Annotated in this window: 19 protein-coding genes and 4 tRNA genes; 11 read left to right on the top strand and 12 right to left on the bottom strand. The window is 70.9% G+C overall.

The genetic code is table 11. The annotated features are described in order from the left end of the window. Window positions 1-74, top strand: a tRNA-Asp gene (locus ACWGIF_RS33520). Window positions 75-808: 734 nt separating this feature from the next. Here ACWGIF_RS33520 and bldC read toward each other — a convergent pair. Continuing rightward, complete coding sequence (bldC, locus tag ACWGIF_RS33525; protein ID WP_003949541.1) at window positions 809-1,015, bottom strand: developmental transcriptional regulator BldC; 207 nt, start codon at window positions 1,013-1,015, stop codon at window positions 809-811. 567 nt (window positions 1,016-1,582) lie between these two features. Then, window positions 1,583-2,437 carry a hypothetical protein gene (locus ACWGIF_RS33530; RefSeq protein WP_453503166.1) on the bottom strand — a complete coding sequence of 285 codons (855 nt, stop codon included), beginning with the start codon at window positions 2,435-2,437 and terminating at the stop codon, window positions 1,583-1,585. A 210-nt stretch (window positions 2,438-2,647) separates the two neighbouring features. Here ACWGIF_RS33530 and ACWGIF_RS33535 point away from each other — a divergent pair, with 210 nt between their 5' ends. After that, window positions 2,648-3,742: a Leu/Phe/Val dehydrogenase gene (locus ACWGIF_RS33535; protein ID WP_453503167.1), complete on the top strand. Its 1,095-nt coding sequence runs from the start codon at window positions 2,648-2,650 to the stop codon at window positions 3,740-3,742. Window positions 3,743-4,032: 290 nt separating this feature from the next. Next, window positions 4,033-4,299 carry a DUF3073 domain-containing protein gene (locus ACWGIF_RS33540; protein WP_048476883.1) on the top strand — a complete coding sequence of 89 codons (267 nt, stop codon included), beginning with the start codon at window positions 4,033-4,035 and terminating at the stop codon, window positions 4,297-4,299. 80 nt (window positions 4,300-4,379) lie between these two features. Here ACWGIF_RS33540 and purM read toward each other — a convergent pair whose 3' ends face one another. From purM to purS, 7 genes are all read right to left on the bottom strand, one after another. After that, window positions 4,380-5,450, bottom strand: a complete 1,071-nt coding sequence (gene purM, locus ACWGIF_RS33545; RefSeq protein WP_453503169.1) for a phosphoribosylformylglycinamidine cyclo-ligase — start codon at window positions 5,448-5,450, stop codon at window positions 4,380-4,382. 106 nt (window positions 5,451-5,556) lie between these two features. Next, complete coding sequence (gene purF, locus ACWGIF_RS33550; protein WP_362237484.1) at window positions 5,557-7,074, bottom strand: amidophosphoribosyltransferase; 1,518 nt, start codon at window positions 7,072-7,074, stop codon at window positions 5,557-5,559. Between the two features lie 467 nt (window positions 7,075-7,541). Continuing rightward, complete coding sequence (locus ACWGIF_RS33555; RefSeq protein ID WP_453503171.1) at window positions 7,542-8,354, bottom strand: META domain-containing protein; 813 nt, start codon at window positions 8,352-8,354, stop codon at window positions 7,542-7,544. Window positions 8,355-8,408: 54 nt separating this feature from the next. Continuing rightward, window positions 8,409-9,191 carry a sterol carrier family protein gene (locus tag ACWGIF_RS33560; protein ID WP_453503172.1) on the bottom strand — a complete coding sequence of 261 codons (783 nt, stop codon included), beginning with the start codon at window positions 9,189-9,191 and terminating at the stop codon, window positions 8,409-8,411. Window positions 9,192-9,796: 605 nt separating this feature from the next. Further along, complete coding sequence (gene purL, locus ACWGIF_RS33565) at window positions 9,797-12,046, bottom strand: phosphoribosylformylglycinamidine synthase subunit PurL (RefSeq protein ID WP_453503174.1); 2,250 nt, start codon at window positions 12,044-12,046, stop codon at window positions 9,797-9,799. Next, complete coding sequence (gene purQ, locus ACWGIF_RS33570; RefSeq protein WP_453503176.1) at window positions 12,043-12,723, bottom strand: phosphoribosylformylglycinamidine synthase subunit PurQ; 681 nt, start codon at window positions 12,721-12,723, stop codon at window positions 12,043-12,045. Before purQ ends, purL begins: the two co-directional genes overlap by 4 nt. A gap of 2 nt (window positions 12,724-12,725) precedes the next feature. Next, window positions 12,726-12,971, bottom strand: a complete 246-nt coding sequence (purS, locus tag ACWGIF_RS33575; protein ID WP_030009438.1) for a phosphoribosylformylglycinamidine synthase subunit PurS — start codon at window positions 12,969-12,971, stop codon at window positions 12,726-12,728. A 350-nt stretch (window positions 12,972-13,321) separates the two neighbouring features. Between purS and ACWGIF_RS33580 the strand changes: the two genes are divergently transcribed. From ACWGIF_RS33580 to ACWGIF_RS33615, 8 genes are all read left to right on the top strand, one after another. Beyond that, on the top strand, window positions 13,322-13,639 hold the full coding sequence (locus ACWGIF_RS33580; protein ID WP_453503177.1) for a histone-like nucleoid-structuring protein Lsr2: 318 nt from the start codon (window positions 13,322-13,324) through the stop codon (window positions 13,637-13,639). Window positions 13,640-13,727: 88 nt separating this feature from the next. Beyond that, window positions 13,728-13,799 (top strand) — tRNA-Gly (locus ACWGIF_RS33585). Between the two features lie 72 nt (window positions 13,800-13,871). Next, window positions 13,872-13,944, top strand: a tRNA-Gly gene (locus ACWGIF_RS33590). Between the two features lie 144 nt (window positions 13,945-14,088). Further along, a complete protein-coding gene (locus ACWGIF_RS33595; RefSeq protein WP_453503179.1) occupies window positions 14,089-15,033 on the top strand; it encodes an ABC transporter ATP-binding protein in 945 nt (314 codons plus the stop codon). After that, entirely contained in the window at window positions 15,030-15,794 is a 765-nt protein-coding gene (locus tag ACWGIF_RS33600; RefSeq protein WP_453503181.1) for an ABC transporter permease, read from the top strand. Before ACWGIF_RS33595 ends, ACWGIF_RS33600 begins: the two co-directional genes overlap by 4 nt. Window positions 15,795-15,816: 22 nt before the next feature. Then, window positions 15,817-17,055: a sensor histidine kinase gene (locus tag ACWGIF_RS33605; RefSeq protein WP_453503182.1), complete on the top strand. Its 1,239-nt coding sequence runs from the start codon at window positions 15,817-15,819 to the stop codon at window positions 17,053-17,055. Beyond that, a complete protein-coding gene (locus tag ACWGIF_RS33610; protein WP_453503183.1) occupies window positions 17,052-17,663 on the top strand; it encodes a response regulator transcription factor in 612 nt (203 codons plus the stop codon). Before ACWGIF_RS33605 ends, ACWGIF_RS33610 begins: the two co-directional genes overlap by 4 nt. A 22-nt stretch (window positions 17,664-17,685) precedes the next feature. After that, a tRNA-Gly gene (locus ACWGIF_RS33615) sits at window positions 17,686-17,758 on the top strand. Window positions 17,759-17,808: 50 nt separating this feature from the next. On the opposite strand, the gene ACWGIF_RS33620 is transcribed toward ACWGIF_RS33615, so the two are convergent. The 3 genes from ACWGIF_RS33620 to ACWGIF_RS33630 all read right to left on the bottom strand — a co-directional run bounded on the left by ACWGIF_RS33620 (window position 17,809) and on the right by ACWGIF_RS33630 (window position 22,324). Then, window positions 17,809-18,714 (bottom strand): phosphoribosylaminoimidazolesuccinocarboxamide synthase, encoded by a 906-nt coding sequence (locus ACWGIF_RS33620; RefSeq protein WP_453503185.1) that lies wholly within the window; start codon window positions 18,712-18,714, stop codon window positions 17,809-17,811. Window positions 18,715-18,812: 98 nt separating this feature from the next. Beyond that, window positions 18,813-20,300 carry a N,N-dimethylformamidase beta subunit family domain-containing protein gene (locus tag ACWGIF_RS33625; RefSeq protein ID WP_453503186.1) on the bottom strand — a complete coding sequence of 496 codons (1,488 nt, stop codon included), beginning with the start codon at window positions 20,298-20,300 and terminating at the stop codon, window positions 18,813-18,815. A 269-nt stretch (window positions 20,301-20,569) separates the two neighbouring features. Further along, on the bottom strand, window positions 20,570-22,324 hold the full coding sequence (locus ACWGIF_RS33630) for a hypothetical protein (protein ID WP_453503187.1): 1,755 nt from the start codon (window positions 22,322-22,324) through the stop codon (window positions 20,570-20,572). Window positions 22,325-22,589 lie beyond the last annotated feature (265 nt).

Here is a 22,589-nt window from a genome sequence, read left to right on the forward strand (position 1 = left end):
GGACCTGTGGAGCAGTTGGTTAGCTCGCCACCCTGTCATGGTGGAGGTCGCGGTTTCAAGGCCCGTCTGGTACGCAGAACCGACAGGGCCCCCATCCTCAGGATGCGGGCCCTGACGCGTTGGTGGGCACCGCCCCATGAAACCCGGGACCCCGGGACCCCGGAAACCTGGAGACCCGGTCGGCTCAGGGAAGTCGGGGCGCGACGAGGGGGCCGGAAGGCCCTGGAGAGCAGCCTGGGGCCCATGAGCCGACCGTGGCCCCTGCGGGGGCCTCCGAAGCGCCCGCCACCCCTTCGCACCACCCCTGCAACCCCGCTGGCCCACCCTGCAGCGCATCCGGCGGGGCCATCCGGGTGACGCCGCGGTCCTCGTATGGGCCGCATCGGGACCGCGTGGGGCCGCGAGACCGGTCCGGGGCAGCTCCCGGACCGGCCGCCGCCCGGAATCCCCCGTTCGCATGATGCGCCCGATGACGGACATCCCCTTTACGGGGTGCATTACCGGATATACAAGTGTGATCGTCTGTGACGGGAGTCACCGTACGAGTTTTTGGGACTCGTACTTTTATCGCATCCCTACGCCCGCTCGATTTAATATGTGCAATGGCACCCACTCCGCCGGCACGCCGACACACGCTCGATATCGCCCTGACCTGGGCATAAAAAAGATCGCGCTGGACCCGGCGGAGTCCAGCGCGATCGGACGACCACGAACCTGTTGGGGCAGGTCCAGTCGTATGAAGCCATGTGGGTTTCATCGGATTGGGGGACCCGATATAAGCCCGTTAAAGCGGGGTGTTTACGCGACCTCAGGCCTCGCTGCGCTGCTGCGGAATTCCCGCGAGCAGTGCGCGAACCTCGGCCTCGCGGTACCGGCGGTGTCCACCCAGGGTGCGGATGGACGTGAGCTTGCCAGCCTTGGCCCAGCGGGTGACCGTCTTCGGGTCCACGCGGAACATCGTGGCAACCTCAGCCGGGGTCAGCAGCGGCTCGGCATCAGGGGTGCGAGCGGTCATGAGCGGCCTCCTCGGGAGAACCGAACCATCTCGGTTCTTTCCTCTAAATTCTGCACCTTGGCCCGCGTTGCCCGAAATGGACATACGCGGGCCGAGTCGGTTATAGGACGAACGGCTTGTCCTCGGCACTACAACTACACCATCCGTCCAGCCTCGACGGCCAAACCGACGGAATTGCCCTCCGAGGTGTTCATCAGCGGCGGAAGCCGATGGACCGTCCCATAACGGACAGTCACCCCACTGTGACGATCAGTCACAGAGCGATCAGGAGTCGTCAGACCCCCCGTAGAGCGCAATGCCGAGCATTCCGCCCTTACTTGGACGGAAGGAACCCTCCCCGGACTCCTTGTCCTATTTTGGCACGAGGGTAGGGGAAGGGCGCAAGGGTGTAGTTAGTGCGGTCCGTCACGCTTGGGCCAATGGCCCGTATCGGGACGTAGGTCCTGGAACTCCGTCCTAAATGACATGATCAGGCCTCTGATCAGCCAGTATTGGACGATCGACCGATACGGGAGGGTACGTACGGGCTCCTCGGGACCGGAAACAGCCACACCGGCGACTTCAGGACTAATTCGCGAAAAGCCGCTCCCGGACCGCGCGCCACCGCTCGGCCAGCTCCCCGTAGACCTCCGTCGCCCCCTCGGCGTCCCCGGCCCGCAGGGCCGCGATCCCGGACGCCAGGTCCCGGGCCGACCGGTCGGCCGCCAGCCCGTCCGCGGGCAGCGCGTGCAGCAGCCCGCCGTAGTCCAGCTCGACCATCGACCGCGGGTGGAACTCCTCCAGCCAGCTCCCGACCTCCACGAGCCCCTCGGCCAGCATCCCGTACCCCTCCGCAGCCCGCAGGGTCCGCAGGGCGCGGGCGAGCCGGCGCCGAGCCTGGACCATCGGGGTCCGGTAGCGAAGCCGCTCGCCCGGCAGGTAGTCCCGCTCCTCGTCGGCCACCAGGACGAACCAGCGCAGCGGGATCTGCCACACACCCGTACGGATCCACGGGCGGGCGTCCGGGTTCCGCTCGCGCCAGCGCTCGTAGTCCTCGGCCGCCCGCCGGCGCATCACCGGCGGGAGCGCCGCGTCCAGCACCGGGCGCGGGAACTGCTCGACCAGCTCCTGGAGCGCCAGCCAGCCGCGGAGCCGGGTGCGCCACGGGCAGACCAGCAGCACCCCGTCGACCTCCGCCGTGAACGCGTCGGCGCTCTCGTGCTCCGGCACCCCCACCACGGGGACCCGTACCAAGTCCGCCAGTGACCGGCGCAGTTCGTCCTGGGCGGTCGGGGTCACCCCGCGCCGGGCGTAGGCGGCCCAGTGCGCGCGCTCCGGCTCCGCGAAGGCGGCGAGGGGCTCGTAGACGCGCAGATAGGAGGCATAGGGGACGGCCGGCGCCGAGCGGGCGGAGGGAAGCAGGGGATCGGTGGATTCGCTCACGTTCTCGTACTCCCCTTTTCGAGGGCTGGGTTCACCTCCGGGGCGCCCGCACCTTCCGGCCGGGCGGGGCTCCCGTACTCCGGGTGTGTTTCGATCCCCGGACAGGTCGCCTATGAACGGTCCACAGGTCTTACGCTGCTCCCAGCACGCCCTCCCCCACCCGCAGGGCGGGCGTATTTCCGCCGCATCTCTTCCATGGGAGTCACCACCGTGACCGAAATGACCGACGGCGTCCTGCACACCCTGTTCCGTACGGAGCAGGGCGGCCACGAGCAAGTCGTGCTGTGCCAGGACCGAGCCTCCGGCCTGAAGGCCGTCATCGCGATCCACTCCACCGCCCTGGGCCCCGCCCTCGGTGGTACGCGCTTCCACGCGTACGCCTCGGACGAGGAGGCCATCCTCGACGCCCTGAACCTCTCGCGCGGCATGTCGTACAAGAACGCCCTCGCCGGTCTCGACCTCGGCGGCGGCAAGGCCGTGATCATCGGCGACCCGGACGTCATCAAGAGCGAGGAACTCCTTCTGGCCTACGGCCGGTTCGTGGAGTCCCTCGGCGGCCGCTACGTGACCGCCTGCGACGTCGGCACCTACGTCGCCGACATGGACGTCGTGGCCCGCGAGACCCGCTGGGCAACCGGCCGCTCCCCCGAGAACGGCGGCGCGGGCGACTCCTCGGTCCTCACCGCCTTCGGCGTCTTCCAGGGCATGCGCGCCAGCGCCCAGCACGTGTGGGGCGACCCGACCCTGCGCGGCCGCAAGGTCGGCGTGGCCGGTGTCGGCAAGGTCGGCCACTACCTGGTCGAGCACCTGCTGCAGGACGGCGCCGAGGTCGTGATCACGGACGTACGGGAAGAGTCCGTCCGCCGGATCCTGGACAAGCACCCGGGCAAGGTCACCGCGGTCGTCGACACGGACGCGCTGATCCGCACCGAGGGCCTGGACATCTACGCCCCCTGCGCGCTCGGCGGCGCGCTGAACGACGACAGCGTGCCCGCCGTCACCGCCAAGATCGTCTGCGGTGCGGCGAACAACCAGCTCGCCCACCCCGGCATCGAGAAGGACCTCGCGGACCGCGGCATCCTGTACGCGCCCGACTACGTGGTCAACGCCGGCGGTGTCATCCAGGTCGCCGACGAGCTGCACGGCTTCGACTTCGACCGCTGCAAGGCCAAGGCCACGAAGATCTTCGATACCACCATCGAAATCTTTGCCCGCGCGAAGTCGGACGGGATCCCGCCGGCCGCCGCGGCCGACCGGATCGCCGAGCAGCGGATGGCGGACGCCCGCGCCGCGCGCGCGGTCTAAGCACCTCCGGGGCCCCCTGGTGCGCCCCGCCGGGGTGCGGCGAGACGGAACTCACTGCGCTTCGGCGGGTCGCCCGCCAGGAAAGGGTTAAAATCGCAGCTGACCAGCGAGGACGGGGCGCCTCGTTGGTTCTGCACCGGGGCGCGTCATGCGGGCGGCGTACCGTATGGCCGCGGAAGCAGGTACCGTTAAACCCCTACGGACGGTCTCTCCACGGAGAGCCCGCTCCGAACCATGAACGCGTGTCAGACTCTGGGGCCGTCGAGCCCCGTCACCGAGGGGGTCGAGCCATGGGGCGCGGCCGGGCCAAGGCCAAGCAGACAAAGGTCGCCCGCCAGCTGAAGTACAACAGCGGCGGGACTGACCTCTCGCGTCTGGCCAATGAGCTGGGCGCATCGCCGACGGATCCGCTGCTGCCTGTCAGCGAGCCGGTCGAAGTCGATGACGATCTGGATGACGACGACGACCCGTACGCCAAGTACGCGGAGCTGTACAACAGCGATGACGACGACGAGGACGAAGAGTCCGGTCCGTCGGCACAGCGTCGGGGCGCTTGACGCTCCTAGGGCGTCTGCACGAGAGACAGAACACTGAAACCCGGTCCAGGGCATGGCCCCGGACCGGGTTTCAGTGCTGCTCAGCTCGCGTAGGAACCGGTCAGGGTCGCGCCCTCGGTACGGTCGCCGCGCTCCAGGATCTCTCCCGCGACCCACGCGTCGACACCCCGGTCGGCCAGCGCGGTCAGCGCCACGTCCACCGACTCGCCCGGTACGACGGCCATCATGCCGACGCCCATGTTCAGGGTCTTCTCCAGCTCCAGCTGCTCCACCTGGCCGGCCTTGCCGACCAGGTCGAAGATCGCGCCGGGGGCCCAGGTCGTCCGGTCCACCGTGGCGTGCAGGTGATCCGGGATGACACGGGCCAGGTTCGCGGCGAGGCCGCCGCCGGTGATGTGCGAGTACGCGTGCACCTCGGCCGTACGGGTGAGCGCCATGCAGTCCAGCGAGTAGATCTTGGTGGGCTCCAGCAGCTCCTCGCCAAGGGTGCGGCCGAGGTCCTCGACATGCCGGTCCAGGGACATCCCGGCCCGGTCGAAGAGGACGTGCCGGACCAGCGAGTACCCGTTCGAGTGAAGACCGGACGATGCCATCGCGATGACGGCGTCACCCGTACGGATCCGATCCGCGCCCAGGAGCCGGTCGTACTCGACGACACCCGTGCCCGCGCCCGCCACGTCGAAGTCGTCCGGGCCCAGCAGGCCGGGGTGTTCGGCGGTCTCGCCGCCCACCAGGGCGCAGCCGGCGAGGACGCAGCCCTCGGCGATGCCCTTGACGATGGCGGCGACGCGCTCGGGGTGCACCTTGCCGACGCAGATGTAGTCGGTCATGAAGAGCGGCTCGGCGCCGCAGACGACGATGTCGTCCATGACCATCGCGACCAGGTCGTGGCCGATCGTGTCGTACACGCCGAGCTGGCGGGCGATGTCCACCTTGGTGCCGACGCCGTCGGTGGCCGAGGCGAGCAGCGGACGCTCGTAGCGCTTGAGGGCGGAGGCGTCGAAGAGGCCGGCGAAGCCGCCGAGGCCACCGAGGACCTCGGGACGCTGCGTCTTCTTCACCCACTCCTTCATCAGCTCGACGGCGCGGTCGCCCGCTTCGATGTCCACGCCTGCGGCTGCGTAGCTGGCACCGGTGGTCTTCTCTGTCATGACAGGAGAGAGCTTTCGTGTCGTTACTGCGTGTGGTGCTGGGCCCCCGGAGAAGCCTCAAAGAGAGGGCCCAGCGCAGGTTGAGCAGGCCGGACCGGGAAATCGCCTACGGCCGACGGAGCGCGTCGGCGGCGTCCGTGCCGCCCGCGAGCTCGTTTTCCAGAAGCTGCTTGCCCAGGAGCTGCGGGTCGGGCAGATCCATCGGGTACTCGCCGTCGAAGCAGGCACGGCAGAGGTTGGGCTTCTGGATGGTGGTCGCCTCGATCATCGCGTCGAGCGAGATGTACGAGAGCGAGTCGGCGCCCAGCGACGTGGCGATCTCGTCGACCGACATGCCGTTGGCGATCAGCTCGGCCCGGGTGGCGAAGTCGATGCCGAAGAAGCACGGCCACTTCACCGGCGGCGAGGAGATCCGGATGTGGACCTCCGCCGCGCCGGCCTCGCGAAGCATCTTGACCAGGGCGCGCTGGGTGTTGCCGCGGACGATCGAGTCGTCGACGACCACCAGGCGCTTGCCGCGGATGACTTCCTTGAGGGGGTTGAGCTTCAGCCGGATGCCGAGCTGGCGGATCGTCTGCGAGGGCTGGATGAAGGTCCGGCCGACGTAGGCGTTCTTGACCAGGCCGGAACCGTACGGAATCCCGCTGGCCTCGGCGTATCCGACGGCGGCGGGCGTGCCGGACTCCGGCGTCGCTATCACCAGGTCGGCGTCGACCGGGGCTTCCTTGGCCAGGCGCCGGCCCATCTCGACACGCGAGAGGTAGACGTTCCGGCCGGCGATGTCGGTGTCCGGGCGCGCCAGATAGACGTACTCGAAGACACAGCCCTTGGGCTTCGCTTCCGCGAACCGGGACGTGCGCAGGCCGTTCTCGTCGATCGCGATGAGCTCGCCCGGCTCGACCTCGCGGACGAAGCTGGCGCCGCAGATGTCGAGGGCGGCGGTCTCACTCGCGACCACCCAGCCGCGCTCCAGGCGGCCGAGGACCAGCGGGCGGATGCCCTGCGGGTCACGGGCGGTGTAGAGAGTTCCCTCGTCCATGAAGACGAGCGAGAAGGCGCCCTTGACCTTCGGGAGGACCTTGGTGGCCGACTCCTCGATCGTCAGGGGCTTGCCGTCCTCGTCGGTCTGCCCTGCGAGCAGGGCGGTGACCAGGTCGGTGTCGTTGGTGGCGGCCACCTGGGTGGCACGGCCGTCCTGACGGGGGAGGTCGGCGACCATCTCGGCGAGCTCGGCGGTGTTCACCAGGTTGCCGTTGTGACCCAGGGCGATCGAGCCGTGGGCGGTCGCGCGGAAAGTGGGCTGCGCGTTCTCCCAGACGGAGGCCCCGGTGGTCGAATAGCGGGCGTGACCGACCGCGATATGACCTTGGAGCGAGCCGAGAGAGGTTTCGTCGAAGACCTGGGAAACGAGGCCCATGTCCTTGAAGACGAGGATCTGGGAACCGTTGCTCACAGCGATTCCCGCGGACTCTTGTCCACGGTGCTGCAGCGCATACAGTCCGAAGTAGGTGAGCTTGGCGACCTCTTCACCCGGAGCCCAGACACCGAAGACGCCGCAAGCGTCCTGGGGGCCCTTTTCGCCGGGGAGCAGGTCGTGGTTGAGTCGTCCATCACCACGAGGCACGCTTCCGAGTGTAGGCGAGATCGACCACTGGTCCGAATTGGGGACGGCCGGGAAATGTCACAGCACAGAGGGTGACCGGACGCCTCCGTCTCGGATGCGGATCACTTTGTTGACATGCACGAACGCATTCGTACAGGGTCTCGGTCCCTGCAGGCTCTCGGTGACCGTACCGTCACCCTCGTCGAGCGCCGACCCGTGCACTCGGTCCGTGTCGCGAGCTCTCTCTGCCGCTGTTCCGCGCAGCCACAACTCTGCCTCTCCTTTTCGCTTTTCCGCTCCGTCCCGCACTGATCCGCCGTTGCCGCGCGCCGACCGGCGTCCGCCCGGGACCGGCGAACGGACGGTGCCGTGGAGTACCTGTGCCTTCGTACGAGGACAAGGTGTCCCGGCCTGCCAGACGGTCCCCCGGGAGCGGGAGTTTCAGACCGCCCGTTCCGCCCACCGCACCGCACCGCACCGCACCGGTGCTATTCGACGACGGACGGCGCCTCGGCGATCAGGCCGTCGCCGTCCGCAGCCGTGAGGGTCAGGATGCGGCCGTCGATCCTCATGAGGAGGGGGCCGCTCCCGAACAGCTCGGTCAGCTTCCGCTCGACCTCGCCCGCCGCCCCCTCGCACGCCATCCGCGTGGTGGTGAGCGGAGCGAACGTGAGCGTGGCGCCGTCGCCGGTGACCCGGGAGCTGAACCGGTTGCAGCCGAGGGTCCCGTTCACGGACATGTCGGCGGCGATGGTGAACCGGGCCCTGCCGGTGGCGTCGGCGGGCAGGGAGGACACGGACTGGCCGCTGATCAGGGACCGTACGGTCCACTCGACCGTGGTGAGCGGGGCGTCGGGGTTCGGGGGCGCCGATGTCATGGCGAGGGTGCTCCCGTCTGCGGTCTTCAGCGTGAGCCGGTCGGGCCCCCGGTCGATCGTCAGACGCCCGGTGAACAGCTTGGCGAAGGCCGTCTCGAATTCCATGTCCTCGCAGGCCATGGTCGTCGTCTCGCCCGGGGTCACGGTCATCGCGCCGGGCCCGGCGAAGGAGACGGCCGCCGTGAAACCGTTGCAGCCGTAGTGGCCCTTGATCTGGTCCGGGCCGATGTCGAGGCGGGCGGCCTCGGGTGCGTGCAGGGTGCGGCCACCCGTGGTCAGAGACTCGACGGCCCAGCGGCCCTCGGGGTCGGGAAGCGACTCGGACCCGCTCGCCTCGGTCCGGCCGCAGCCGGCCAGCGCGAGCGTGAGCGCGAGGACGAGGGCCGGCCCCGCGGGGATGTGGACGTGCCGGAGGGTACGCATGCTCCTGGGACGAGGAGGACGCCCGGTCGGTTCCGCCACGGCTGCGCCCCCAGCTCAGCTCATCAGCGGGAGCAGCGCCGACAGGTCGGCCCGCTCACCGCTGGCGCCGACCCGCGCCCCGTCGAGTGCCTCGGCCCATGCCGTACGGCCGGTCGCGAGCCGGATCCAGGTCAGCGGGTCGGTCTCCACCACGTTCGGCGGGGTACCGCGGGTGTGGCGCGGGCCCTCGACGCACTGCACCACTGCGAAGGGCGGGACCCGTACCTCGACCGAACCGCCCGGCGCCTTGAACGCGAGGGCGTCGGCGAGCAGCCGGGTGCAGGCGGCCAGGGCCTGGCGTTCGATGGGGACGTCGAGTCCGGCGGCCCGGTTCAGATCGTCGGTGTGCACCACCAGTTCCACGGTGCGGGTGACCATGAAGTCGGCCAGGGTCATGTCCCCGATCCACAGGTGCAGCACGCGGTCTCCCGGGTTCGCCGCGAGCGCCTCGGCCATGCGCGTGGCCGCCCGGTCGAACAGCTCGGGCAGCGGGGCCCCGGTGAGGGTCTCCTTGGCCGCCTCGGAGATCTTCCCTGCGAGGGACGCGGTGGCGAAGGGCCACTCCACGGCCGAGAGCTCGGCGACGACGGCGGGCGGCCGCGCAAGGCCGGCGGCCAGCGAGTCCGCGATCCACGCGATGTGCGCGGCGAGGTCGGCGACGGACCAGTCTCCGAGTCCGCTGGGCCGCGCCAGCTGCTCGGGCGTCAGCTCCGCGACGGCGTCGGCGACATGGCCGAACTGCGCGGTCACGGCCGCCTTGATCTTGGCGGCGTCGTACCTGCGGGTCTTGGGTGCCATGCGCCGAGTCTGCCCGATCAGTCGCCGCCCCCGCAGCCGCCGCCGCAGCTGCTGCCACAACTGCCGCCGCAGCTGCCGGAGGAGCCACAGCCGGAACTTCCGGAGCCGCTCGACCGGTCGGCGGCGCGGGCGCTCTACCTCTCGCGGCGGCGATGAGCGGGGTGGACACGAGGGTGGCGGCCGGCAGCAAGCGGTACCAGCCCGGGAGGGCCGGCAGGAGGACCGCCTGGGCGTAGCCGGCCCATTCGGTGCCGTGCGGCTCGGCCTCGGGCTCGGGCTCGTTCCAGCCGATCAGGACGATCGCCAGGAGGACCAGCGGCAGGAGGAGCCAGCCGATGGTGACGGGGGCGAAGGCGGCGGGAACGCGCGCGTCGAACCAGCGCTGGGCGTCCTGCACCCTCCAGAGGGGGCGCCGCCCTCGGGCATCGCGGCGCCTGGCAGGTGCTTGACGATGCTCACCCGGTCAGTATGCGGAGGCGGCCCCGCAGGCCAGAAGCGGTTTCCGGGTACGGAATCGCTACGGCCGCTCGCCGGGCGGGCACGGGCGAGCCCCCGCCCGGACGGCATCCGGACGGGGGCTCGTACGCGTACTGCGGGAGCGGGGATCAGGCCAGCAAAGCCGGGATCGTCGCCTCGTGGGCCTCGCGGAGCTCGGCCAGCGGGAGGGTGAACTCGCCCTGGATCTCGATCTCCTCGCCGTCCACCACGCCGATGCGGGTGACCGGCAGGCCCCGCGCACCGCACATGTCGGTGAAGCGGAGTTCCTCGCTGCGCGGGACGGCCACGACGGCCCGGCCCGCGGACTCGGAGAACAGGAAGGTGAAGGCGTCCAGGCCCTCGGGAACCACGATCCGCGCACCGTTGCCGCCGCGCAGGCAGGACTCGGTGAGCGCCTGGATCACGCCGCCGTCGGACAGATCGTGCGCGGCGTCGATCATGCCGTCGCGAGAGGCGGAGATCAGGATCTCGCCGAGCAGCTTCTCGCGGCCCAGGTCCACCTTCGGCGGCATGCCGCCGAGGTGATCGTGGACGACCTGGGACCAGGCCGAACCGCCGAACTCCTCGGCCGTGTCGCCCAGCAGGTACAGCAGCTGGCCGGCCTCCGAGAACGCCATCGGCGTACGGCGGTTGACGTCGTCGATCACGCCGAGGACCGCCACGACCGGGGTCGGGTGGATCGCGATGTCGCCCGTCTGGTTGTAGAGGGAGACGTTGCCGCCGGTCACCGGGGTGCCCAGCTCCAGGCAGCCGTCCGCCAGACCGCGGCAGGCCTCGGCGAACTGCCACATGACGTCCGGGTCCTCGGGGGAACCGAAGTTGAGGCAGTCGGAGATCGCGAGGGGCTTGGCGCCGGTCGCGGCGACGTTGCGGTAGGACTCGGCCAGGGCCAGCTGCGCGCCCGTGTACGGGTCGAGCTTGGCGAAGCGTCCGTTGCCGTCGGTGGCCATGGCCACGCCGAGGTTCGACTCCTCGTCGATGCGGACCATGCCCGCGTCCTCGGGCTGCGCGAGCACGGTGTTGCCCTGCACGAAGCGGTCGTACTGGTCGGTGACCCAGGACTTGGACGCCTGGTTCGGGGAGGAGACCAGGGCCAGGACCTGCGCGCGGAGCTCCTCGGAGGTCTGCGGGCGGGGCAGCTTGCCCGCGTCGTCGGCCTGCAGCGCGTCCTGCCAGGAGGGGCGGGCGTACGGGCGGTTGTAGACGGGGCCCTCGTGGGCGACGGTGCCCGGGGGCACGTCCACGATCTGCTCGCCGTGCCAGAAGATCTCCAGGCGCTCGCCGTCGGTCACCTCACCGATGACGGTGGCGATGACGTCCCACTTCTCGCAGATCTCCATGAAGCGGTCGACGTACTGGGGCTCGACGATCGCGCACATGCGCTCCTGCGACTCGCTCATGAGGATTTCCTCGGGCGAGAGCGTCGCGTCGCGCAGCGGCACGGTGTCCAGCTCGACGCGCATGCCGCCGGAACCGGCCGAGGCCAGCTCGCTCGTGGCGCAGGAGAGCCCGGCGCCGCCGAGGTCCTGGATGCCGGCGACCAGCTTCTCCTTGAAGATCTCCAGGGTGCACTCGATGAGGAGCTTCTCCTGGAAGGGGTCGCCGACCTGGACGGCGGGGCGCTTGGTGGGCTTGGTGTCGTCGAAGGTCTCGGACGCGAGGACCGAGACGCCGCCGATGCCGTCGCCACCGGTGCGGGCGCCGTAGAGGATGACCTTGTTGCCGGGGCCGGAGGCCTTGGCGAGGTGGATGTCCTCGTGCTTCATCACGCCGATGCAGCCGGCGTTGACCAGCGGGTTGCCCTGGTAGCAGGAGTCGAAGACGACCTCGCCGCCGATGTTGGGCAGGCCGAGGCAGTTGCCGTAGCCGCCGATGCCCGCGACCACGCCCGGCAGGACACGCTTGGTGTCGGGGTGGTCGGCCGCGCCGAAGCGGAGCGGGTCGACGACGGCGACGGGGCGGGCGCCCATGGCGAGGATGTCGCGGACGATGCCGCCGACGCCGGTGGCCGCGCCCTGGTAGGGCTCGATGTACGAGGGGTGGTTGTGCGACTCGACCTTGAAGGTGACCGCGTACCCCTGGCCGACGTCGACGACGCCGGCGTTCTCGCCGATGCCGACGAGCATGGCGTCGTTCTGAGGGGCCTTCTCGCCGAACTGCTTCAGGTGGACCTTGCTGCTCTTGTACGAGCAGTGCTCGGACCACATGACGGAGTACATGGCGAGCTCGGCGCCCGTGGGGCGGCGGCCGAGGATCTCCCGGATGCGGGCGTACTCGTCCTCCTTGAGGCCGAGCTCCTTCCACGGCTGGGAGGCGTCCGGGGTTTCGGTGGCGTTCTTGACGGTGTCGAGGCTCATGCGCTGACCAGCTTCTTCAGGACCGACGTGAAGAACGGGAGGCCGTCGGTGCGGCCCGTCCCGACCAGCGGCTCGACCGCGTGCTCGGGGTGGGGCATGAGGCCGACGACGTTGCCCGCGGCGTTGGTGATGCCGGCGATGTCGCGCAGCGAACCGTTCGGGTTGACGTCGACGTAGCGGAAGGCCACCCGGCCTTCGGCCTCCAGCTCGTCGAGCACGCGCTCGTCGGCGGTGTAGCGGCCGTCCATGTTCTTGAGCGGCACGGAGATCTCCTGGCCGGCGGTGTAGTCGCCGGTCCACGTGGTCTCCGCGTTCTCCACCCGCAGCTTCTGGTCGCGGCAGATGAAGTGCAGGTGGTTGTTCCGGAGCATCGCCCCCGGCAGCAGGTGGGCCTCGGTGAGGACCTGGAAGCCGTTGCAGATGCCCAGGACGGGCATGCCGCCCTTGGCCTGCTCGATGATGGTCTCCATCACCGGCGAGAAGCGGGAGATGGCCCCGGCGCGCAGGTAGTCCCCGTAGGAGAAGCCGCCCGCGAGAACGACCGCGTCGACCTGGTGCAGGTCCTTGTCGCGGTGCCACAGCGAGACCGGCTCCGCCCCCGCGAGGCGGACGGCGCGCAGCGAGTCACGGTCGTCGAGGGTTCCGGGGAACGTCACGACTCCGATGCGAGTGGTCACCGTCAGGCCTCGACCTTCACGGTGAAGTCTTCGATGACGGTGTTGGCGAGGAACGTTTCGGCCATCTTGTGGATGCGGTCGAGGGCGGCCTGGTCGACCGGTCCCTCCACCTCCAGTTCGAAGCGCTTCCCCTGGCGGACGTCGGCGATCCCCTCGAAGCCCAGGCGCGGCAGTGCACGCTGCACCGCCTGGCCCTGGGGGTCGAGGATCTCCGGCTTGAGCATGACGTCGACTACGACGCGTGCCATCGGGCACTCCCGTGTGGTGGTTGGTGCGAAGGCGGTTCCCTCAGCGTACCCGGCCGAAATTTCTACGCGGGTAGATATCGAGAGGGCGTGATCACCGGGCCGTTTCGGCTCCACCAACGCTTCGCAAAATCCGCCGGAAAACCTCGCACCCGGCATTGCGGCAGGACACGCGGAGAGAATTAACTGGGCTTCGCAATGCAATGAGAATCGGGGTACAAAGGAATCACCCACCGCGAGCGGCATTTGCCACTTCGCAAGGGGGATGAAAGTTGCATTGCCCCGAAACATCCACACAGGCGACATCACCGCACGTCAGCTGGTGGCGACGTCGCACGAAGGGACCGATATCCGTGGCGCAGCGCGTAGTAGTCACGCTCTCCGACGACATCGATGGCGGAGAAGCGGCGGAAACGGTCGTGTTCGCTCTGGACGGTAAGACGTACGAGATCGACCTCAATGTGGCCAACGCAAAGAAACTGCGGAAGAGCCTGGCCCCCTTCGTGGCAGCCGGCCGCCGCCAGTCCCGCTCGGGCAAGGCCTTCAAGCACACCTCCGTCGCCCCGGACCCGGCGGTGGTCCGCGCCTGGGCCCGGTCCAACCAGTACGAGGTGCCGCCGCGCGGCCGCATCCCCAAGCGGATCTACGAGGCCTACAACGCGGCCCACTGAGGACCGATTTGCCATCCACCCCCATCCGTCGGCTAGTGTGTGGATCACGCCAAGGGGCCAGACCGCAGGTCAAAGCCTCCGAGGTCGTGCGGGTGTAGTTCAGTAGCAGAACATCCCTCTTCCAGAGGGAAGGCGCAGTGTGCGATTCCTGTCACCCGCTCTGCATCGCTTTCCGACCACCACGGTGGATCGGGTAGAGTGATGCACGCGCTGCCCCGGCAGTGCACTGCATGCGGACGTAGCTCAGTTGGTAGAGCACCACCTTGCCAAGGTGGATGTCGCGCGTTCGAGTCGCGTCGTCCGCTCTGTGTGAAGAAGGCCCCGATCATTTCGATCGGGGCCTTCTTCGTGTTTCTCCGCCGTGTGATCGCGGACACCCTGAGAAATGTCATCGTGCGCGATGACAACGCGCACTGCCGACCCGGTCCGGGCGCCGCGACGCTTGAGTCATGACTGACACCGTGATCGAAGCCCAGGGCCTGCGCCGCGGCTACGCCGGAGGCTTCGAGGCCGTACGAGGCGTCTCCTTCTCCGTGGCGCGCGGCGAGATCTTCGCCCTCCTCGGCACCAACGGCGCAGGCAAGACCTCCACCGTCGAACTGCTGGAGGGCCTGGCCGCGCCGAGCGGGGGCCGGGTCCGCGTCTTCGGGCTCGACCCGTACGCGCGGCGGGCCGAGGTCCGCCCGCGCACCGGCGTCATGCTCCAGGAGGGCGGCTTCCCCTCCGACCTGTCGGTCACCGAGACCGTCCGGATGTGGGGTGGGGTCACCACCGGCGCCCGCCCGGCGGCGGAGGTGCTGGAGCTGGTCGGCCTGGCCGCGCGGTCCTCCGTACGCGTCAAGCAGCTGTCCGGTGGTGAGCGGCGGCGCCTGGACCTGGCGTTGGCTCTGCTCGGCCGGCCAGAGGTGCTGTTCCTGGACGAACCGACCACCGGCATGGACCCCGAAGGGCGCCGGGACACCTGGGCCCTGGTGCGGGAACTGCGGGCGCAGGGCACCACGGTGCTGCTGACCACGCACTACCTGGAGGAGGCCGAGGAGCTCGCGGACCGCCTCGCGATCCTCCACGAGGGGGAGCTCGTCCTGTCCGGAACCCCGGCCGAGGTGACCGCCACCCGGCCGGCGCGGATCCGCTTCACCCTGCCGGACGGGGTGCCCGCGGCCCGGCTCCCGCTGGCGCTGCATGCGGCGGCGTACGGGCAGCGCGTGGAGATCCGTACCGAACGGCTCCAGGCCGATCTGACCGACCTGCTGCTCTGGGCCCGGGAGTCCGGCGTGGAACTGGACGGGCTCGACGCCCGTTCCGCCTCCCTGGAGGAGGCCTTCCTGGAGATCGCAGAGAACCGCCGGGGCGCCGGCGACCGTACCGAGGACACGATGGCGGGGACCCGATGAACACGCTGACCCTTAACCCCGGCCGGCTCGCGGCGCTCGGCCGCTCCGAGCTCACCCTGCTGGTGCGCAACCGGGCCGCCCTCAGCCTGGCGTTCCTGATGCCCGTGCTGATGGTGTTCGTCCTGCGCTCCTCGCTGAGCGGGGTCGAGGGCGCGCAGGCCGTCGGCGAGGCCACCCTGACCGGCGGGATCGGCATGGTGCTGATCCTCGTCGTCTACATGAACCTGGTCTCCGCCTACGTCGCCCGGCGCGAGGAGCTCGTCCTCAAGCGACTGCGCACCGGCGAGGCGAACGACCTGGAGATCCTCGCCGGAACCGCACTGCCCGCCGCCGCTCTGGCACTCGGCCAGATCGCCGTCCTCGCGGTGGCCGGGGCGGTTGCCCTGGACGTGCGCATGCCGCGCAACCCGCTGCTGCTCGTGGCGGCCGTCCTCGCCGGCGTCGTGCTGCTGGCCGGGATGTCCGCGGTGACCAGCTCCTTCACCCGCAACGTGGAGACCGCGGGCCTCACCACGCTGCCGCTGTTCCTCGTGACCGCACTCGGCTCGGGACTGTTCATGCCGATCGACTCGCTGCCGGACCTGGCGGCCTCGCTGTGCGAACTGCTGCCGCTGAGCGGGGTGATGACCCTCGTGCGCGCAGGCTGGAGCGGGGGCACGGAGGCGTACGACCTGCTGGGGGCCGGCCTCGGCGCGCTGGCCTGGATCGTGATCACCGTGTTTGCTGTCCAGCGGTGGTTCCGCTGGGAACCGCGCCGCTAGAGCGAGTCGGGGGACGGGGAGCATGTCGAAGCTGACGGGGTGGTGGAAGAACCGCAGCAGTGCGGGGAAGGTCGAGCTGTACACCAGGTGGTCGTTCCACTTCTTCGCGGCCCTCGAGATCCTGTCCTTCGGGCTGGGTCCGCTGGCCGCCGCCAAAGGGGAGTTCTGGGCCCTGGTGCCCGTCTCGCTCTTCCTGATGGTGTCCGTCCACGCCGTGCTGTGCGGGGTGCTCACCTCCAAGGCGTTGCACTGGGTCGTGGGGCGGCGTGAGCGCCCGGTCCATCTGGCGGTGGCCACGGCCGTCGCCACGGCCGCGGCCGGACTGGCCGTCCTCGTCCTGCAGAGGGCAGGCGAGCTCCCCGACTCCTCGGTGGCGCCGACGCTGGTGGCGGCGATGAGCTGGTTCACGATCGGCTCGGTGGTCCTGTGCCTGCGCTCGGTGCGCACCATGCGCTGGGTCGCCCCGGCCGCGGCGGCCGGGGCGGCGCTGGCCGTGCTCGCCCTGGGCCTGCCGGCCGGGGAGGCCGTCGGCTACGGCGTCGGGGTGCTGCTGGGCGGCCTGTTCTTCAGCTTCACCTGGGGGTTCTCCGGATGGCTGCTGAACACGGTCCACGAGCTGGACCGCTCGCGGGAGGTTCAGGCGCGCCTCGCGGTGGCGGAGGAGCGGCTGCGGTTCGGCCGCGATCTGCACGACGTGATGGGCCGCAATCTGGCGGTGATCGCGCTCAAGAGCGAACTGGCGGTCCAGCTGGCCCGGCGCGAACGGCCGGAGGCGGTGGAGCAGATGATCGAGGTCCAGCGGATCGCCCAGGAATCCCAGCGGGAGGTACGGGACGTGGTGCGGGGCTACCGGGAAGCGGATCTCGCGGTGGAGCTGGAGGGAGCGCGCGGGGTGCTGCGCGCGGCCGGAATGGACTGCCGGGTCGACTTCGAGGCCGGACGCGAACTGCCGGTTGAGGTCCAGTCGGCGCTCGGCTGGGTGGTGCGCGAGGCGACGACGAACGTCCTGCGGCACGGGGACGCGCACCGCTGCCTGATCCGGCTGACCGCTCCGCAGACCGGTCCCGTGACGCTGGTGGTGGAGAACGACGGGGCGCCCGACACCCCGGCCGGGCCCCCGGGCTCGGGGCTGGCCGGGCTGCGGGAGCGGCTCGCGGCACTGGACGGGACGCTGCAGGCGGGGCTGACGGGCGGTGGCCGCTTCCGGCTGCGGGCGGAGATACCCCACCGGGAACTGGAACGACTGGAGGTGGGGGCGTGAGCCCCGTACGCGTACTGCTCGCCGACGACGAGCACCTGATCCGCGGGGCGCTGGCGGCGCTGCTCGCGCTGGAGGACGACCTGCTCGTCGTCGCGGAGGCGGCCTCGGGACCCGAGGCGCTGGCGATGGCGCGGGCACACCGGCCGGACGTGGCGGTGCTGGACCTGCAGATGCCGGGGGCGGACGGTGTGAGTGTCGCCACAGCGCTGCGGGCCGAACTCCCCGACTGCAAGACCATGATCGTGACCAGCCACGGCCGCCCCGGACATCTGAAGCGGGCACTCGCCGCGGGGGTGCGGGCCTTCGCACCGAAGACGGTGTCGGCGCAGCGGCTGGCCGAGCTGATCCGGACCGTGCACGCCGGAGGCCGTTACGTGGATCCGGAGTTGGCGGCCGACGCGATCAGCGCGGGGGATTCGCCGCTGACCGCGCGGGAGGCCGAGGTGCTCGAACTCGCGGCGGACGGGGCGCCGGTCGCGGAGATCGCGGAGCGGGCGGCGCTGTCGCAGGGGACCGTACGGAACTACCTGTCCTCGGCGGCGACGAAACTGGGCGCCGAGAACCGGCACACGGCAGTGCGCATCGCACGGGAGCGAGGTTGGGTATAGTGGTTCCCGCGCCACGGCGCATGCGGACATAGCTCAGTTGGTAGAGCACCACCTTGCCAAGGTGGATGTCGCGAGTTCGAGTCTCGTTGTCCGCTCTGTGCAGTCAAGAAGCCCCCGGTCATAGCGACCGGGGGCTTCTTCGTCGTCAGGACCAGGTCTGGCCGGTGAGCCGCTCGTACGCCTCGACGTACTTGGCACGGGTCTGCGCGACGACCTGCGGGGGGAGGGCCGGCGGCGGGAGCTCGCCCTTGGGGTCCCAGCCGGAGGCCGCGGAGGCCAGCCAGTCGCGGACGTACTGCTTGTCGAACGAGGGCTGCGAGCGGCCCGGCTTCCACTGGTCGGCCGGCCAGAAGCGGGAGGAGTCCGGGGTCAGCACCTCGTCGGCGGCGACGAGGGTGCCGTCCTTCGGGTCGAAACCGAACTCGAACTTGGTGTCGGCCAGGATGATCCCGCGCTCGCGCGCGATGTCCCGGGCGCGGCCGTACACGGCCAGGGTGGTCTGGCGCAGCAGCGCCGCCGTCTCGGCGCCGGTGGTGCGCGCGACCTCCTCGTAGGAGACGTTCTCGTCGTGCTCGCCGACCTCGGCCTTGGCCGCCGGGGTGAAGATCGGGCCGGGCAGCTCGGAGCCGTCCACGAGCCCTTCGGGGAGGCCGAGGCCGCAGACGGTGCGGGTCTTCTTGTACTCGGCGAGGCCGGAGCCGGTGAGGTAGCCGCGGGCCACGCACTCGACCGGGATCATGTCGAGGTTGCGGCAGATCAGCGTGCGGCCGGCCCAGTCGGCGGGGGCGCCGGTGGGCAGGTCGGTGGAGATGACGTGGTTCGGGACGAGGTCCGCGAGCTGGTCGAACCACCACAGGGAGAGCTGGGTCAGGACGCGGCCCTTGTCCGGGATCTCGGTGGGCAGGACCCAGTCGAAGGCGGAGATGCGGTCGCTGGCGACCATGACGAGGCGGTCCTCCTCGTCGCGGTAGAGGTCGCGCACCTTGCCGGTGTGGAGGTGGACGAGGCCCGGAACCTGAACCGGCTCGGGCTTTTCGACGAATCCGGACACGGGGTCTCCCTGTGGTTCTGTATGAGCGCACACCGATTCTCGCGCACCTTCGGCCCCTCCTGTGGACAGGGGTGGGGGATGGCAGCCGGTCGTGCCGGTCAGGCGCGCTTGCAGATCCGGTCGAGGAGATTGGCCGTGGCGCGCTGCACGCGCTCGTCGACGTGGCCTGGACGGTCGAGGGCCGGGGACCAGGCGAAGGTGCCGGAGGCGAAGACCAGGGCGCCGCTCGGCGCCCGGTAGAGGGAGGTCTCCTGGTGGCGGCGGTGGCCGTCGCCGTCGAGGTACGGGGAGTGCGCGAGCAGGATCCGGTCCTGGTGCTCGGGCAGCTGGGTGCGCGGGAAGTAGCGGTCGGCCTCGCCCGCGACCAGGCCGGGCAGCTCGTCGTTCTCCCCGGCGCCGGTGGCGTCCCAGAGCCAGTGCGTGGCGTTGCGCACGATCAGGGGAGCCGGCTCGGGGACCCGGCCCGCGTACTGGATGCCGAGCAGCTGCTGCTCCGGGCGGTCGACCTCGCGCCAGAGGCTGGGGCGGCCGGGGCCGCGGCGTTTTCGGCAGGTGAGGAGCCGGTCGTCGACCCCGGAGGGCGACGGGCCGAGCTCGACCTGCCAGTACATGGTGTTGGCGGAGAGGAAGACGAGCGAGGTGCCGTGCTCGCGGGCGCGCTCGACGGTGCGGCGCATGGGTGCCGACCAGTACTCGTCGTGGCCGGGGAAGACCAGACCGCGGTAGCGGGTGGGGTCGACGCGGCCGGCGTGCAGGTCGCGTGTGTCGGCGTAGGCGATGTCGTAGCCGTACCGCTCGGCCCAGCGGATGAAGTCGTAGGCGTGGCCGACGTGCAGGGGCAGGCCCGCGCCCGCGTAGGGGCGGTCGAAGGAGACGGTGACGGCCGCGTCCTGCTCGCCGAGCAGCCGGCCCTGCTCGTCCCAGGCGTGGTAGAGGCTGGCGCCGGTACGGCCGTCCTCCGGGTAGAGGTTGTACGCCTGCCAGGTGATGTCCGGGAGCAGGAGCAGCAGGTCGGCGGGGTGCTCGTCGCGGACCGTGAACGGGATGTGGGAGCGGTAGCCGTCGGCGGTGGTCAGGACGGCGACGTACGCGCCGACGCTCCAGTACGAGGGCACCTGGAGGCGCCAGGACAGCCACCAGTGGTGGCAGGAGACCGTGCGGTCCGCGGCCAGGGGGGCCGGCTGGACGATGCCGGAGAGGCGGGGGCTGGTGGTGATCTTGGAGGCACCGTCCCCGCCGTAGTGGCCGATCCGGTAGACGTCGACGGAGAACTGCTGGGGCGGGTCGACGGTGACGTGGAAGTCGATGGCCTCGCCGGGGGTGACGGCGCCGGTGGAGGCGAAGCCCTTGATCTGGCGGTGCACGTCGTCCGCGGTGCGGGGGCCGCCTGCGCCGCGGGCGCGGGGGATCTGGCCGGTGCCTGCGGCCGCGGCCGCAGGGTCCACGTACCAGGGCACGACCTGGCCCGTGTCGTCGAAGTACAGCTCACTGCCCCGGAACCAGGGCAGCGGGCCCTGCCCGAAGGGGTCGGTCACCGCGTGCGCGAGCGCACCTGACTCCCAACGCCGGATCTGGTCCGCACCCATGACCGCTCCCCTCCCTCGCTCCCCCGTACGGGCATCCATCGCTTCGGTGGGCGCGGCACACGCTGTGCTGTGACGGTGGTTCTCGGACACCCCGGTTCAGGACATCCCGCCGCGACCGGTCCCAGCACATCACATATCGCACTCAGTCCGTCACCGTTCGTCGTGAATTGACGTGACCGGAACATTTGGATCCGCTTGTGAGTGCGAGTCGTAGCCCTCCGGGGGCGCGTCCGCGGCCCGCCTTCAGGCGCCTCAGACCAGGTGGCGCCTCAGACCAGGCGGACCGGCTTCTCCGGGCGGACGCCGAGGGTCGCGAGCCAGTCCCGCAGGGGTTCCGGATTCCCGTCCTCCACCAGGCAGAGCACGCGCGGCGCCAGGTCGGAGCGGCGGTCGCCGCCGACGAGCAGGACCGGCCCGTCGAGCCAGTCCATTCCTGGTTCGGCCCCGGCGGAGTCCACGGCCGCGCAGCACACCATCGCCGTCACGTGGTCGGCCAGCAGGTCCCGGCCGCTGCGCGGCGGCTGGAGCGGGAACAACGGCACGGCGTCGGCGCCCTGCGCCTTCCCCGACCCGGCGGCAGGACCGGCGGCCCGCTCCTCGCGGGCCAGGTCTCCGCTGAGCCGGCCGGCCAGCGCCTCCCCGGCCGCGCCGTCGCCGGCGGGGTCCGTGAGATAGCCCAGCACCCGCTCCAGCGTGGGCCCGGTGAAACCGTCCGCGGTGGGTGACGGGGAGTCGGCCTCGAGCGTGGTGGATCCCGCGGCCCCGGTGCTTCCGGACGCACCGGGCCGGACCCCGGCTCCGGCGGGCCCGGTCGGCGCGGCCGGACCGGATGCGCCGGAAGGCCCTGCGGGCAGCCCCGCGGGGACGGCCAGGGCGTCCAGCGCGGCGTGCAGCCGGGCCGCCTCCGTACGCCACTTGCGGTCCACGACCTCCTCCGGATACGCCGCCCAGTCCACCGGGGACCAGTCCGGCCCCGGCTCGGCCGGGCCGCCGTGGAAGAGCCGCGCGGCCAGCAGCGACGTCGCCTCGTCGACCACGCCGGGCTGCTCCAGAAGATCACAGGCGGGGCGCTCGCCGAGCCGCGAGGTGAACCCCTCGGCCAGCCGGTCCCGCCGGGACAGTTCGGTCAGCGCGGAGACCACTCCGGCGTCGAGGTGCGCCGGCCAGCGGCCCATCCGCCAGGCGGGCAGCGCGACCCGGGTCAGCAGCCGGTCCCATCCCGCGTAGGCGAGGCCGACCTGCTCCTGGGCGACGATGCGCAGCCCGTAGTCCACACCCTGTGCACGCTCGGAGGCGGCCGCGGCCACCCCGCGCTCCATCTCGGCGGCGTCCGTGCGGCACAGCCGCAGCAGCAGCCGGGCCGGCGGGGCGATCCAGCCGAGACCGCGCCGGCTGCCCACGTCCACGGCCGCGTCCAGGCCGCGCACGAAACCGCGCGCGTCGGCTATGTCCGGGTGCGCGGAAGGTCCCGTACCGGCGACGACGGGGGCGAGGACCGCCCGCAGCTCCGCGACCCGCATCCACCACAGGAACGGCGAGCCGATCACCAGCACGGGGGCCGCACCCGGCTCGGACTCCGGACCGGCGGATATGCCGGTGCGGCGGTGGGCCGCGTGGGTGCGGTCCTCCAGCCAGCTGTCGCAGTCCGGCGTCAGCGCTATCGCGGAGGGCGGCGGCACGTCCATCCGGTCGGCCAGATCGCGCACCAGCCGGTAGAGATCGGGCGCGGCGGCCTCCGACAGCGGCACGGTCGGCGTCACGGCCGGGCTCGACCGCAGCACCACCGCGGCGAAGGCCCCGCCGACGAGCAGCACCAGTGCGGCGACCGCGCACACGGCGAGGGTCACCGTCGGCCAGGGGTCACCGGCCAGCCGGCCCGTCATCCGGGCGGCCACCAGCACCACTGCGAGCGCGGCGGGCAGCAGCCCGACGGCCAGGGCCCTGCTGCGGACGCGCAGCACGGCCAGAGCGCGGGAACGTGCGGACGGCACGCCCGCTTCCGTGATCGAAACGGTTCCGGACACGGCCGGACCTCACCCCCTCTGCCCTGCGGCGACGTTGCTCACTCCCCCACTGTGACACCCGCCACTGACATCGCAATGCCGGTGGGCCAAGTGCCGGAATGCTTGCGCCGCACCCTAGTTGGGGCACGCCCGGGCGTCAGGCAGACGGGGTGACGATCACCCGATGGAATGGCTTTGGGTAAAGCTGGGTGCGTTCGAACGCGGCCGGATGCAGTCGCACGCGAACGCACCCGCGGGCCCGGGCGCACGAGGTGCGCACCGGGCC

This window comes from Streptomyces sp. NPDC054849, assembly GCF_053610945.1.